General features: G+C 72.0%; 12 protein-coding genes. 2 read left to right on the top strand and 10 right to left on the bottom strand.

What is annotated here, in order from left to right:
- Positions 1-64: 64 nt before the first annotated feature.
- Positions 65-1,411 carry a serine hydrolase domain-containing protein gene (locus ACYVLP_RS13175; protein WP_460627802.1) on the bottom strand — a complete coding sequence of 449 codons (1,347 nt, stop codon included), beginning with the start codon at positions 1,409-1,411 and terminating at the stop codon, positions 65-67.
- A gap of 123 nt (positions 1,412-1,534) precedes the next feature.
- Between ACYVLP_RS13175 and ACYVLP_RS13180 the strand changes: the two genes are divergently transcribed.
- Positions 1,535-3,157, top strand: coding sequence for a Rieske 2Fe-2S domain-containing protein (locus ACYVLP_RS13180; protein ID WP_460627803.1), 1,623 nt, complete (start codon positions 1,535-1,537; stop codon positions 3,155-3,157).
- On the opposite strand, the gene ACYVLP_RS13185 is transcribed toward ACYVLP_RS13180, so the two are convergent.
- From ACYVLP_RS13185 to ACYVLP_RS13200, 4 genes are read right to left on the bottom strand one after another with little or no spacing between them, the layout of a single operon-like run.
- The gene (locus ACYVLP_RS13185) at positions 3,096-3,791 is read right to left on the bottom strand and encodes a sugar transferase (protein ID WP_460627804.1); all 696 of its coding nucleotides are present in this window, start codon (positions 3,789-3,791) and stop codon (positions 3,096-3,098) included. The genes ACYVLP_RS13180 and ACYVLP_RS13185 overlap by 62 nt on opposite strands.
- A 2-nt stretch (positions 3,792-3,793) precedes the next feature.
- Positions 3,794-4,846: a hypothetical protein gene (locus ACYVLP_RS13190; RefSeq protein ID WP_460627805.1), complete on the bottom strand. Its 1,053-nt coding sequence runs from the start codon at positions 4,844-4,846 to the stop codon at positions 3,794-3,796.
- Positions 4,843-6,183: a lipopolysaccharide biosynthesis protein gene (locus ACYVLP_RS13195; protein ID WP_460627806.1), complete on the bottom strand. Its 1,341-nt coding sequence runs from the start codon at positions 6,181-6,183 to the stop codon at positions 4,843-4,845. Before ACYVLP_RS13195 ends, ACYVLP_RS13190 begins: the two co-directional genes overlap by 4 nt.
- Complete coding sequence (locus tag ACYVLP_RS13200) at positions 6,180-7,478, bottom strand: O-antigen ligase family protein (RefSeq protein WP_460627807.1); 1,299 nt, start codon at positions 7,476-7,478, stop codon at positions 6,180-6,182. The genes ACYVLP_RS13195 and ACYVLP_RS13200 overlap by 4 nt, the downstream gene beginning before the upstream one ends.
- Positions 7,479-7,480: 2 nt before the next feature.
- On the opposite strand from ACYVLP_RS13200, the gene ACYVLP_RS13205 reads away from it, so the two are divergent.
- Positions 7,481-7,627: a hypothetical protein gene (locus ACYVLP_RS13205; protein ID WP_460627808.1), complete on the top strand. Its 147-nt coding sequence runs from the start codon at positions 7,481-7,483 to the stop codon at positions 7,625-7,627.
- Between the two features lie 30 nt (positions 7,628-7,657).
- Here ACYVLP_RS13205 and ACYVLP_RS13210 read toward each other — a convergent pair whose 3' ends face one another.
- The 5 genes from ACYVLP_RS13210 to ACYVLP_RS13230 are packed head-to-tail and all read right to left on the bottom strand — an operon-like array spanning position 7,658 to position 13,173.
- Complete coding sequence (locus ACYVLP_RS13210; protein WP_460627809.1) at positions 7,658-8,680, bottom strand: phosphotransferase family protein; 1,023 nt, start codon at positions 8,678-8,680, stop codon at positions 7,658-7,660.
- The gene (locus tag ACYVLP_RS13215; protein WP_460627810.1) at positions 8,677-9,114 is read right to left on the bottom strand and encodes a hypothetical protein; all 438 of its coding nucleotides are present in this window, start codon (positions 9,112-9,114) and stop codon (positions 8,677-8,679) included. Before ACYVLP_RS13215 ends, ACYVLP_RS13210 begins: the two co-directional genes overlap by 4 nt.
- Complete coding sequence (locus tag ACYVLP_RS13220) at positions 9,111-10,283, bottom strand: glycosyltransferase (RefSeq protein WP_460627811.1); 1,173 nt, start codon at positions 10,281-10,283, stop codon at positions 9,111-9,113. The genes ACYVLP_RS13215 and ACYVLP_RS13220 overlap by 4 nt, the downstream gene beginning before the upstream one ends.
- Positions 10,280-11,392 (bottom strand): hypothetical protein, encoded by a 1,113-nt coding sequence (locus ACYVLP_RS13225; protein WP_460627812.1) that lies wholly within the window; start codon positions 11,390-11,392, stop codon positions 10,280-10,282. The genes ACYVLP_RS13220 and ACYVLP_RS13225 overlap by 4 nt, the downstream gene beginning before the upstream one ends.
- A gap of 8 nt (positions 11,393-11,400) precedes the next feature.
- Entirely contained in the window at positions 11,401-13,173 is a 1,773-nt protein-coding gene (locus ACYVLP_RS13230; protein ID WP_460627813.1) for a hypothetical protein, read from the bottom strand.
- Positions 13,174-13,468 lie beyond the last annotated feature (295 nt).

The following is a 13,468-nucleotide window of genomic DNA, read 5'->3' on the forward strand; positions in this document are numbered from 1 at the left end:
CCGTCTGCTCCGCATAGTTGTAACTGTGCGGAGCTGACGGTTTCCGGGTGTGTTGCCTGGACAGCTAGGTCCAGCCGCGCTCGTCGACTCCGCCGGGGACGTCGGCGAGGGGGTCATACGGCGTGCGCGTGAAGCGGAACGACGCCAGGTCCAGGTGCGACACCGTGCCATCCGTATGCCGCACGACGCGCAGCGGCTCACCGGTGTAGTAGCCATCGAGCCCCACCCACTCGTCCGGCCCTACCGGGTCGAACCTCGACCCGCGCCCCGCGCCCGGCTCACCGAGGACGAGCCGGCCTTCGACCACCTTGGCGAGGGTGACGGCTGGTCCCCAGTGCCAGATGCCGGTGATGTCGAGCAGGCCGGGATCCCCTGCCGCGTGCCAGGTCTGCGACGGCGTGGGCTCGTGCTTGACGTACGTCTCGAGCAGGCTCATCGGCAGCGGCGCGAGTGTCCCGGTGGTGGAGTTGGTGAAGGCGACGACGCCGTCCCCGGTCTCCTGGTTGACGCGCAAGGAGGCAATGAAGCCGGGCATCGACCCTCCGTGGCCCGCGTACCGTATGCCGTCCACGTTCCAGACCTGCCAGCCGAGCCCGTGTGCCCCGACCCAAGCCGTGCCCGGGCTGTCGTTGACCACGTGCGGCTCGAACATCTCGCGCAGCGTGTCTTGCGAGAGCACGTCACCGGTGTCGCCCCCGGCGAAGGCCGCCCACCGGGCGAGGTCCGCGACCGTTGTCCAGAGCTGCCCGGCAGGCGCCATCGCCCCGGCGTCGTGCTCCGGCTCCGGCAGCAGCACGTCGGCGAAAGGGTGCACCGCGAGCCCCGGCGCCGCCTTGCCGGTCGGCCGGGTCGTGGTGCGGCTCATCCCTAGCGGCTCGAGCAGGTCACGGCGCACGACCTCGAACCAGTTCAACCCGTGCGCGCGAGCCAAGAGCTCGCCCAGAGCGGCATAGCCGACGTTCGTGTAGTGGAACATCCGTCCGGCCCGGAACCGTTGCTGCACAGGCGAGTCGACGAGATCGGCCCACGATGCGCCGGGCGTGCGTTCCCACCACGGGCCGTTGGTCTCGGCCTGCAGGCCGGCTCCGTGAGACAGCAGCTGGGCGACGGTCGCGCGGCCGAATGCGGACCCCGGCACGTGCTCCTCGAAGCGGTCGTCGAGATCGAGCCGACCGGCATCCCGCAGCCTCATCACCGCGACGGCGACGAACGTCTTGGTGATCGAGCCCATGCGGTACTGGGTGTCGGCGTCTGCAGGCTCGCCGCCAGCGCGACCGTCGAGTGTGCCGACCGCGCCGGACCACACGAGTGTCCCGTCCCGGACCACCCCGGCTGCCACGGACGGCATACGCCCCTTCGACTGCGCGTCGGCAAGGAGGCGGTCGAGTGCTCTTCGTGCGGCGTTGCTCACCGGGCCACCCTAGAGCCCGCCACGCGGCCCCGGCTCTCGAGCCGCGGCGTACAGCATCTGCTGTACGCCGGGCTCCGTCCGCGGCCGGTGGGCGCACGGGCCGGGGTCGGCGACCATGGCTCGGTGGTCGCACCTGTCGTGACGTCTCTGGGACATGCGGGGCTGCGGATCGACGCACCCCACCTCGCCATGCTGTGCGATCCGTGGGTCTCGCCCCTAGGAGCGTTCCTCGGGTCGTGGTTCCCCTTCCCCGACAACTCGCACCTGCGACGGGGGGACGTGCTGGACGCCGACTGGATCGGCATCTCCCACGAGCACCTCGACCACCTCGACCTCGACTTCCTGCGTACCCTGCCCGAGCGCGTGCGGCTCGTGATCCCCCGCTACCCCGCGCCGGAGATGTACAACCGGATCCGCGCGGCCGGCATACGCAACGTCGTCATCGAGCTCGAGAGCTGGGAGCGTCTGGCGCTCAACGACCGAGGCGACTGGGTCACGGTCATCCAGGAGCTGTCGCCGATGTGCCACGACTCGGCGATCCTCGTCGTCGCCGCCGGCCACGCGATCCTGCACACCAACGACGCGCGTCTTTCGGTGGCCCAGCTGCGCCGCGCCGCGCAGGAAGCGGGTCGCCCGCTCGACCTCATGGGCGTGCAGATGTCGGGAGCGTCGTGGCACCCGATCTGCTACGAGTACCCTTCCGAGGTCGTCGCCTCGATCAGCGCCGACAAGCGCATCGGCAAGTTCAAGGCAGTGACGCGGTTGCTGCGCTCGGCACCGCCGCGGATCGCGATGCCGTATGCCGGACCGCCGTGCTTCCTCGATCCGGCCCTCGCCCACCACAACGACCGCATGGCGCCGCCGGGCATCTTTCCCGACACCGCCCAGGCCGCCGCGTTCCTGCGGGCCAGGCTGCCGGACCTCTCGGTGGCCACGCTCCTGCCTGGCGACCGGATCGAGGTCGCCACGGGCGAGGTCGACCGGGACCCGCACTGGGACGGCTTCCGCCTCGCGAACGACCGGCACGCCGCATCCGGGGGCCTGCCCGACGACCTGCGGGCCTACCTGCGCGAGTATGCGGCGCGGCGGGCACCGGAGGTGGCCGCGGTGTACGCCGCCAACCCGGACCCGCAGCCGGGCAGCGGGCTCGCCCAACGGTTCGCCGAGCACTTCACGGAGCTCGGGGCGCTGTCCGACTACTTCCTGTACCGCATCGGCATGACGGTCCGGTTCGTCGTCTCCGGCGCGGACGGCGGGACCTGGGATGTGGAGCTCGGGCCGTCACGGTGCCGGGTCGACCTGACCGGCAGCACGCCACGTCCCGGCTACCGGATCCGGGTCGACGCGCGATGGCTCGACGCCGTGCTCACTGGACGCGTGCGCTGGGAGGACCTCTTCCTTTCGCTGCGCATCTCCGCCTGGCGCGACCCGGACCGGTACAACGACTACCTCGTCGGACTGCTCAAGCACGCGGACGCCGGCGCCCTGGAAGCCGTCGAGCGCTTCGAGGCCGAGCGGGATCCGCACGACCGGGTCACCCTGACCGACGGGCGGCACGGGTGGGAGGTCAGCAGGTACTGCCCGCATGCCGGCGAGGACCTCACCCACGGCGCGGTGATCCGCGACGGGGTCCTGCGGTGCCTCGGACACAACTTCGACTTCGACCTCGCGACGGGCGAGTGTCTCAACGCCCGCTGCGACCCCCTGGTGACTCGACCGCTGGGATCGCCGGCCGCCGTGCGGTGAGAACGTAGCGGGCCGTCATCCCGATGATGTGCACCGTCGCGGCCAGCGACGGCCGGTCCAGGAAGGTCAGGTCAGCGGCCACGCGCTGAGGTACGAGGCGGTCGAGGTACCACTGCTCGACGTCGTTCATCGACCCGACGATGCTCACGTCGTCACGCAGGGTGATCTGGGCCGGTCCCGTCAGACCCGGCGTCTCGTGGAGCACCCACTGGAGGTCAGCGGGGTATCTCGCTGCGAGCGCGGGTGTCTCCGGCCGGGGCCCGACGAGAGTCATCTGGCCCCGAAGGACGTTGACGAGCTGCGGCAGCTCGTCAAGGCTGGTGCGCCGCATGAACCGACCCGGCCCGGTCACGCGCGAGTCACCAGCCGTGGTGACATCCGGTCCGCGGGTCCCCACCCGCATGGTCCGGAACTTGTACATCGTGAAGGGTCTGCGCCCCCTGGTGAGCCGTTGCTGGCGGAAGATCACCGGGCCCGGGCTCGACAGGCGCACCACGGTTGCAATGACGAGCAGCAGCGGGGACAGCACGACCAGAGCGGTCGCGGCCACGAGGACGTCCAGGGCCCTTCGGTCCGGTGAGATGGCTCCGGCCCGCCGGGCCCGGATCACTGCGCGCCGGTTCACTGTGGTCACGGTCACCCCGTTCCTGACGCGACGAACACCGTGCTGAACAGCGTCAGCGCCGACTCGACGTCTGCCTGCAGCCCGGACTGGAGCGACGACGGCGTCATGTGGGTCCAGAGGTCCACGCCACGTGCCCGGCGGGACCTCAGGGCTTCGACGAGGGGGTTCGGCTGGAGGCCCGGGTCGGTGATCGTGTAGGTGGCTCCCTTGTAGGGCTGGCTCCACGTCCAGATGTCGACCGCCTTCGCGCCGTGCGCGAGCGGGATGTCGACGAACGTCCGCACATCCGCCTCGGCCGTGGCGGGCGTGCCCGCGTAGGGACCCGGGTGGGCCAGGGCCTTGCGGGCCTGCAGCCGCACCATGCCCCCCCAACGGCGTGAGGCCTCGTCCCACACGGCGGCCATGGCCGCGTCCCGGGTCGTGCCCCACGCGGCGTACTCGGCGTCTGACCGGAGGCCCGGACTGAGGTCGATGACGTCGAGCCCGCCCTTGGCGACGTAGGAGTCGACGGCGGCCAGGGATGCCGCCGGGTTCTTCGCGATCTCACGCGCGCCGCACTCCGCCTCCGGTGAGGACGTCGACCCGGCGTCCGCCGTTGCCGACGCGGCACCTGACCGCTGCCAGCTCAGACAGCCGAGCTCGGGAACGATGAAGTCGACGAGCACCTTGCGCCCGTGCAGCCGCGAGTGCAGGGCAGCGGTCGTCGCCTTGAGGAAGGTCAGCACCGTTCCTGGATCCGTCCCGTCGTCGTAGCCCAGCTCGTCGGCGATCTTGACGCCGGCGACGCCGGGGCGGTTGGCGAGCGAGCTCACCGTCGAGAGCACCGTCTCGTAGCGAGCGGGTCCGCTGCGCCAGGCCTTGAGCAGGTCGGTCTCGACCCAGACGGAGCCATGCTGTGCGACGACGGCGTCGGCCAGGGCGACGTACTGCGGCCGCACCGTCGCTGTTGCCGACCCCCTCGGAGCCGCCGCGCCGCCAGGCGAGGAACACGCGGCAGAGGACAGGGCCAGGACCAGCCCGCAGGTCGCGAGCGCGCGACGGACCATCGAGCGGCGGCCGGTCATGGGTGCCCCCGTGAGAGGCGTCTCCACGCGACGATGAGCAGGATGTCGGTGACGAGGTATGCCACCATGCTCGCCCACGATGCACCGAGCGAACCATGGCGCGGGATGAGCAGGACGTCGAGTACGACGGTGACCACGAGACCGCCGCCCAGGATCGCGGAGTTCAACCCGGGTCGACCCGAGCCGAGCAGGAACCCGGATGCGACTCCCGCCGCCGGCTCTGCGACGAGGCCGAGGGAGATCCACACGGTCGGCCAGACGGCGGCCGTGAACTCCTCGCCGTAGACGAGCGGCAGCACGACGAAGGCGCTGGCGCAGAGCAGCAGGGCGGAGACCACCCCGAACGCCAGGAGCCCGGGAAGGCTCGCTAGCTGCCGGGCAGGGCGGGCCGCCTCCGGGTCGACTCGCGGTCGGGCGCCTTCCGGGTCGGCATCCGGGCCGTTGACGTATGCCGCCCGGCGTGCGTACCGCGGATAGCTGACCCAGGCCAGCGCGAGCCCGGGCAGGCGAAGCAGCTCGGCGAACTTCGAGGCCACGACATACACCCCCACCTCGGCGGGACCGGTGAGCGCGCCGAGGATCACGACGTCGAGCCGGAGGTTGAGCAGGTTGAGGATGCCACCCACCTGGCTGCGCAGGCCGAACCCGACCATCCGTCGCAGCAGCGGGCGGTCCGGCCGGCCGAGCTGAGCCATCCCCCGGCGCCGAACCAGCCGGCTGATCCTCACCCAGGCCGCAGCCGCCACGAGAACGTCCGCGAGGAGCAGCGACCCGACCAGGAGCCCGCCCCCGCGCATCCCGGCGACCCACAGGAGCACGTACACCGGTACGAAGACTGCCTCCTCCGCGACGATGACGATGTTCGACCCGCGAGAGTCACCGAGGGCCTGCAGGCACGACTTGCCGACCGCCACTGGTAGCTGGGTCGCCACGGTCAGACCAGTGACCGCGACGACCGAATAGCTCGAGGTCGCCATGAGCCGGTCGTGGATCACGGGCGTGAGCACGAGCCACACGACGGTGCCGGCCCCCGCACCGGCGAGCATTGCAAACTGGATGGTGGGCCACAGCCGGGGGTGCGTCGCGTCAGCGCCCGCGACGAAGTAGCCCATGGCTCCGGGCAGGCCGCACGCCGCGACGACGCCGACCAGGCCGGGAAGCACCCGCATCAGGGCGAGCAGGCCGACGTCGTCGGCACCGCCGGACCGGGCGACGAGAACCGTCACCAGCGCCACGGACATCAGGGCGGCGAGCCGCGCGCCGATGTTGCCGACGACGGATCGCGTCGCCAGGTCGGGCAGAGGGCGCCGCAGGGCGACGGGGCGCAGTCTGCTCATCCCGTCCGCCTCCACCGTCGGTCCCCGAAGGGGGCCACGCCGGGGTCGATCCCCGCCACGAGCCCGAGGAACGCCCACACGTGCCTGAAGTGCAGGACCTCGTAGAACAGCGCCGCAGCGGCCAGGGCACAGCCGAGCGCCAGCAGGAACTCGGGTCGGGGCACGAGATGCCGCACCCAGACGGACTGCGGCCACGTCGCGGTGCGTCCGAGCCGCAGGGCGATCACCGCGATGAGCGCCACGAGGCCGAGGCCGCCCAGCGCACCACGCTCGACGAGCGTGGCCAGGTAGTCGTTGTGGGCCTCCTTGACGTACGGCGCGGCTTGACCTTTGAGGACCGCCTTGGTCTGCCCGGGGCCGACCCCCACGAGGTCTCCCTCGAGATAGAGGTGCAGCGTCTCCGAGGCGAGCACCTGGCGGGACCCGCTTGACTCGTCGGTCCGGCCCAGCGAGTCCTTGAGGATCTGGATGCTGTCGGATGCCTGCTGTCCGATCTGGTCGATGTTCACGTGCGGCGCGACGACAGCCACCGCGACCGTCACCAGCAGAGCTGCCGAGGCGGCCGCCATGGTGCCCCGCCGCCGTTGCAGACCGCCGAGCATTCCCACCACGACCAGCGTGACGAGGCCGATGGCGCCACCGTTCGATCCCGTGAAGACCATGGCCAGCAGGACCACACCGAGCACGAGGACGCGCGTCACGAGATGGCGGACCACCGAGGTCGCCAGGATGAGCCCTACGCACACGAGGAAGTAGTTCGCGGCCAGGTTCGGGTCGTCGAACGTGAGCGACGCCCGTCCACCGTCTCTTGCGGTGATGCCGGCCATCCAGCTGATACCGGCGATGCGGCCGACGCAGAGGACACCCGCCCACGCGACCCCCGACCACACCCAGGCCCGCAACAGCAGCTCGAGCAGCCATCGACGACGACGCACCGCGTTGGCGATCGCGGCGGCCCACAGGAGACAGAAGATGTCCTGGGCGATCGTCAGGACCGCCGACTCCGTCCCGCCGTGCAGAGCCGACACAGCCCCCGCCGTGACGAGCAGGGCGACGGGCACGAGGTAGGGAAGAGTGACCCGGGCCCGTTCATGCCACAACCACGCGAACACCGACGCGACGAAGGCGAGGATGCCGACGTCGGCGAGCGCGCTGTTGCCCGGGCCGCTCGGTATGAGGAGGGGGAGGGTGGCGACGGCAGCGACGAGGAGGTATCCGACATGGCGCGGACCACGAGCGAAGTACGGATGATCCAGCGGGCGCTGGTCGTCCGGATGGGCAGCCTTGGGCTGCAAGGGTGCCCGATCCGTTCGGCCGGCGACAGGGCGAGACGTCGCGCGACCCGGAGCCCCGCCGGATCCCGTCGGGGGCGCAGGTGCCGTTGCGGGCGCTGGTCCCGTCGTGGACGCAGGTGCCGTTGCGGGCGCTGGTCCCGTTGCGGTAGCCGGGCTCGCCTGCGACTGCCTCTTGACCGTCATCGGAGCAGCTCTGCCGCGAGCAGGAGGTGCCGCCTGGCGAAGTCGGCATGGTCGCTAAGGGCCGCGATCTCGGCCACGCCGACCGTCAGCACGTCGCGCCATCGGCCGGGGTCGCGTCCCGTCTCGACGAGCGCCTCGGACAGGAACCCCGCGACGAGCGACGGTAGCCACCCGGCGTCGCGGACGGCATACCTGATCGGCTCACCCCATGGACCTGCAACGAGTCCGGGATGCCCTGGGACGGTGCGACCCGGACGGGTGTGCCGGTCGAGGTACAGCGCATAGCTCAGGACGAACCGCGCCCGGTCGCGAATCGGGTCGCCCCCGACCAGCGCGTGCTCCCAGTCGACGACCCCTGTCACCCGGCCGCCCGCGCGCAGCACGTTGCCACTCCAGAAGTCGCCGTGCACCACCACCTGCGGCGCCCCCGGCGGCAGCCGGAGCGCGGCGTCGAGGTCGGCCAACCCTTGCGCGACGTCATGGGCGATGCGGTCGTCAGGCCAGCGATCACGCAGGCGAGCCACGAGGGCCGGCGCATCCCGCCCGGCGCCCGCTTCCTGGGCGACAGGCAGCTGCCCGAGCTCACGCAGCCACGCTGTCGCGCAGGCGAAGTCGTCGCCCACGACCTCGGCTCGGGCCGTATGCCGCCAGCGGTGGTAGTCGACGGACATCGGGGTCCCCGGCCGGGCCTCGGTGACGAGCACCGCACCCTGGGTGTCCTGGCGCTCGTCTACGACGCGGGGCACCGTCCCGCCGACGAGACCCGGGTCGAGCGCCGCCACGGCCCGCAGCGCAGCGCCTTCCGCGCGAACCGCGGAGATCGCGCCCTCGGTCAACGCTGCCTTGACGACGAGCCGCGGAGACAGCTGGTCGGGCGCGAACGCCAGGATGGTCGCCTTGGGGTTCTCGTCGCGGGACATGGCGAGCACGACGAGCCTCGGCGACTCGGTGCCAAGGTGGTCGCGCAACGTCGTCCGCAGCAGGTCGCCCGACCCCCGTGAGACTGTGGTCGAGGTCATCGCCGCGTCCCGATCACGAGCATCCCGGGCACGACGGCTCCGAGGAGGCGGCCGGTGGCTGCTGCTCCCAGCCTCGTGGTCGCCGCTCGCTGCCACACGCGCTGCGCGACCTCGATGAGGAGCCGGCCGTGAGCGACCCGCGGTGGCGCCGTCGAGAATGTCGACAAGAGCCACGTGACGGCGGCGGGGTCGTCAGCGGCCACGAACGTCGCCCTTCCCCACGTCGGCACCACGATGTAGGCCGCCTCGACACGGACCCCGAGACGGCCGGCGGCGCGCCTCAGCCGACGCCGGGCACCGGGTCGGCGGTCCGCCAGCGCGACCACAGATCCCGGTGGGAGCTCGGCGACGCGAGTGGCGTCCTCCGCCCGCCCGGGCCAGGCCAACGTGGTCCTGGACGTGAGCAGAACCTGCACGGACGGCGGTGCGTTCACGGCGCTCGCCGCCCACCGGTGCCCACGAGCTGGCCCCGCGGACGGGTCGCCCCGTGGGAGTAGACGTGGTCCAGGACGTCCCCGGCCGTCCGCGAGTCGTAGCGGGCCCCGAGACGCTCTCGGGCCCTGTCCGCCCATGCTCGAGCCTCGGCCGGATGCCTCAGGGCGTGGTCGAGCGCGGCCGCCAGCAGGTCCGGCCGCGCCGGGGGCACGAGGAGCCCGGTCTCGCCGGGGACGACGACGTCGGGCACGGCGTTCACCGCGGTCGCCACCACCGGTATGCCGCACTGCTGCGCCTCCACGACGACGCAGGGCAGTCCCTCGTAGCGACTCGCGAGCGCGAAGACGTCGAAGGCGGGAAGCAGCTCGGCGACGTCGGTGCGGTTGCCGAGCAGCCGGACGCGTCCGTCAAGCCCGAGCGTCCGCACGTCACGGGCAGTCCGTGCCGCCAGCTCACCGTCACCCGCCCATACGAGGATCGCCGGGGTGTGCATCAGGCGTACTGCGCGCAGCAGCACTTCGGGAGCCTTCTGGTAGTCGAGTCGACCGACGGTCCCGACGACGGGCACGTCCGATGCCAGCCCGAGCCGCGCCCGGGCGTCCGCGCGCGACTGCTGTGTGAGCACGACGCTCGGCTCGTCCACTGCTGGGCCGATCGTGTGGAGCTGGTCGGGCCTGGCCAGACCCCGACGGAGCGCCTCGACCGCGACACCCGTGCCGACGGCGAGGTACGCGTCGGTGATCCGCGAGAGTCTCCGTTCGATCCCGACGTAGACGGCGTGCGGGGCTGGGTTCTGGAACTCATGGAACGGGAAGCCGTGCAGGGTGTGGACGATGAGCGGCACGCCGGCGCGGTTCGCGGCGAGCCGACCCAGGACCCCTGCCTTGGCGCTGTGGGTGTGCACGATGTCCACCTCGCGGTCGCGGACGAGGTCGACGAGGGCGCGCAGCGCCGCGGCGTCGTTGCGAGGGCTGATCGGCGAGACGAGCTCGGGAACCACGACGACCTCGACCCCGCCGTCGCGGGCGCGGTCGAGCAGGGGCCCCTGCCGAGTACCCGTGACGAGGACGCCCTCGTACCGTGAGGCGTCGAGCGCGGTCGCACCACGCACCGCGACACCTCCGGCGCCCGCGACGCACCGGGTGACGACGTGCATGACGCGCCTCACCGGTGCCACGCTCCCCCGGTGGGCGAGTCCGCACCCGTGCGCGACTCGGTCCCCGTGGGCGACTCCGCGCTCGAGGGTGGCCGCGCGCTTGAGGGCGGCTCCGCGCTCGAGGTCGACTCCGCGCTCGCGCGCAGCCGGGTGACCAGCTCGCGGAGCCTGACGCCGGGCGTCGAGGGCAGCAGCACCTCGAACGCCGGGAGGCTGCGAGCCATGGACTCGGCGAGCGCCGCCACCGGAGGATGGGCCGGACCGAGTCCGGTCCCGAGCGCCAGCGTGGCCGCAAACGCCCAGTACCGTCGCAGCTCCCCGGCGGCATACGTCCCGCCGACCAGCTCACGCGCCGCGGTGGTCGCATCCAGCAGGCGAATCACGGGTTTCGCCTGATCCCCCCGACGGAGCACGGCGACCGCGTCGGGGACCACCGAGTCGGCCAGACGCGGCCAGGTCGACTCTCGCCTGCCGTGCGGCATACGGCGTCCGTGGCCACCGACCGCCCTGGCCGGCTCGAGAAGCCCGTGCACCGTGCGCCCGTCAGTGACGCAGAGGTTGTCGCTGACCGGCGCGTCATCGGGACCGTCGAGCGTGGCGACCAGGGTCGACTTGCCCACCCCGCCCGGTCCGGCCAGCACGAGCGCGAGCCCGTCGACGACGACGGCCGAGACGTGCAGTGGTACGCGGCCCAGGACCCCTGACCACCACAACGCCGGGTACTGCACCAAGGCGGCCCGGTGCAGCAGCAGCCGACGGTCCGGCACCGCCAGGCCCAGGGCGCGATGGCGCCAGCCGGGGTTCGGGCGAGCCACCACGTCGAGCCCCCGGCCGGTCGGACGGACCACCAGGTCCAGGCCGCTCGCGCAGGCGTCCAGCAGGATGACCTCGCGGCCGTCCGACCAGGCGCCTCTCGTCAGTGGGCGGTGTCCGCTGCCTGGCTCGAACGACCTGCCGCTCGCCACGGTGACTTGCACGTCCGGCCCACTGCCGTCTGAGTGGTCAGCTCTCGAGCCGGCGCTCACCGTGCGCAGCTCCTGGCCTCCGGCAGCCTCACGGACGAGCTCGAGCCAGCGGTCGGAGTCCGCGTCGAACTCGACGACCACGCCCGCGGTAGACATGAGGACGGTCAACGCGGGACCACCCCCTTGCGCCTCGGAGGCTCAGGGACCTCGACCCCGTTGCGCACTCGAGGGTTGTCGGACTTGCGCACGCCGGCCAGCACCGCATCTGAGTTCGTGCCGTATGCCGTCGACTCCCCCTCGACCGTCACCTGCGCCGAAGTGTCGTACGGCCACTCCTCGTCGTCCTCCTCGGTCGCGTCGGTTGCGGCGGTGGTGTCGGCCTGCTCAGTCGCGACGGCCGTGCGGGCGGCCTCAGCCGCCTCGGCCGGCTTGGCTGGTCGTGCGGCGCCAGCCGCGTTGGCTGGGCGGTCGGCGACGGCGGGCTGAGCTGGGCGGTCGGCGACGGCGGCCTGGGCTGGGCGGTCGGCGACGGCGGCCTGGGCTGGGCGGTCGGCGACGACCGCATCGGCTGCGCGGCCTGCACCGTCCGCGTCGGCCACGTCGACCGCCTTCGCCAGACGGCCGGCGTCGGCCACGTCTACCGCGGCGGCGGCCCGGGCTCGCCACATCCGGCCGCTGTCGAGCGTCTGGCTCTCCCGGGGAGTCTCGGGGGGCGCCTCATGCTTGCTGTCGTCGCGCATCGGATCACGCCGGGACCAGAGCCGACCCGGCTCGTACGTCATGACGCCCAGGACGGGCCAGCCCAGCGCGTCGACGAGCGCGGTCGCGCGGGCGAGGTCACGCGACTTGAGGCGCTTCGGCGCAAGGATGACGGCCACGGGCATGTCACCCGGGTCCACCCATTCGCCGGCGAGGACCGAGCACTCCAGCCGATGGGAGGCGACCCCCGTCGTCGGGCTCATGCGCTCCGCGAGCGCGCCGGCCCAGGCCTCGTCCCGTGACAGGACCGGCACGACGAAGAGCTGCTGTGCCTCGTACCGGTGCCCGAGCAGGGCCAGACGATCGGCCGCCTGCTCTGCAGCCGTGGCGGTGCGGGCGGACAGGTCGCGTACCGGGAGATGACCCACGTGCGGCACGTCGAGGGCGCGGGCGATCGCACGAGGAGAGGGCAGCCGGGGTCGGAGGGTCTCCAGTGCCGCTGCGAGGCCGAGTCCGAGAAGCGTTCCGATGAGCGCAACGAGGACGCCTTTCTGCAGCACTTCTTTGGGAAGGGGGATGGTGGGTTGGCGAACCGCGTCCAGCAGCACCGCCTTGGAGCTCGAGAGGAGGGCCACGTCGAGGTCCGACAGCTGACGCTGGTACTCGGCCTCGCTGCTCGTCAGGGCGCTGAGCTGAGCCTGGATGGCCAGGATGTTGCCCGGGGAGGCCGTGGCCAGCTTGGAGACGAGCTGGTCGCGCTGCCGCTTGATACCGGCGAGCTGCTTCTGCACGTCGGAGCGGCGCTGCTCGACGGTCTGCTGGTCGCCGACGTTGGAGAACTGGATGACGTCCGACGTCAGCGACGAAGCGATGATCGCCGCCCGGTGCGGCGATGTGTCGGTGACAGCGATCTCCATCACCGGGGACACGCCGACACGGCGGACGTCGATGTGGTCCGTCGCGAAGGTGGACGCGTCCGCCTGCAACCCCGCCTTGTCGAGCGCGATGCGCACGACGCCGGGGCTCGTGGCGATCCCGAGCACCCGCTGGCTCGTCGCGTCGGCCTGGACGTTGGATGCGGCGAGGTCACGCCCCATCTGCACGCGGGCCACGGCCTCGTAGAGGTCCGCCTCGTTCTTGCCCAGCAGCAATGTTGCGCTCAGCGGAACGAGGATGCAGCTGAGGATGATCAGCCAGTGGCTCCCCAGGATCCGATGAACCGCCTCGTCGATCGTCATGTGCACTTCCCGTGTGTCGCTTACGTGCCCGTCGTTCCTCGACGCTAGGTCTGGGCTCGTCGCGGAGCATCGCTCGCGGACACGACGCCGGAGTACGTCAAACGGCTGACTCCCCAGGCACCCTGGTCCGGGGTGCCGTTCCCGGTGGGAGCCCTCGGTCTGACGGGTGCGCCGCGGACACCAGCGACCGGGACGACGAGGCCCTGGGGGATGGGTAGGCCCCGTCGTCTCGGCTGCCTTCTACAACGGCCGGGCCGGGCTCCTTGAGGGGGGCGGGGCGGCATCGACCCGGTCG

This window comes from Intrasporangium mesophilum, from assembly GCF_054783095.1.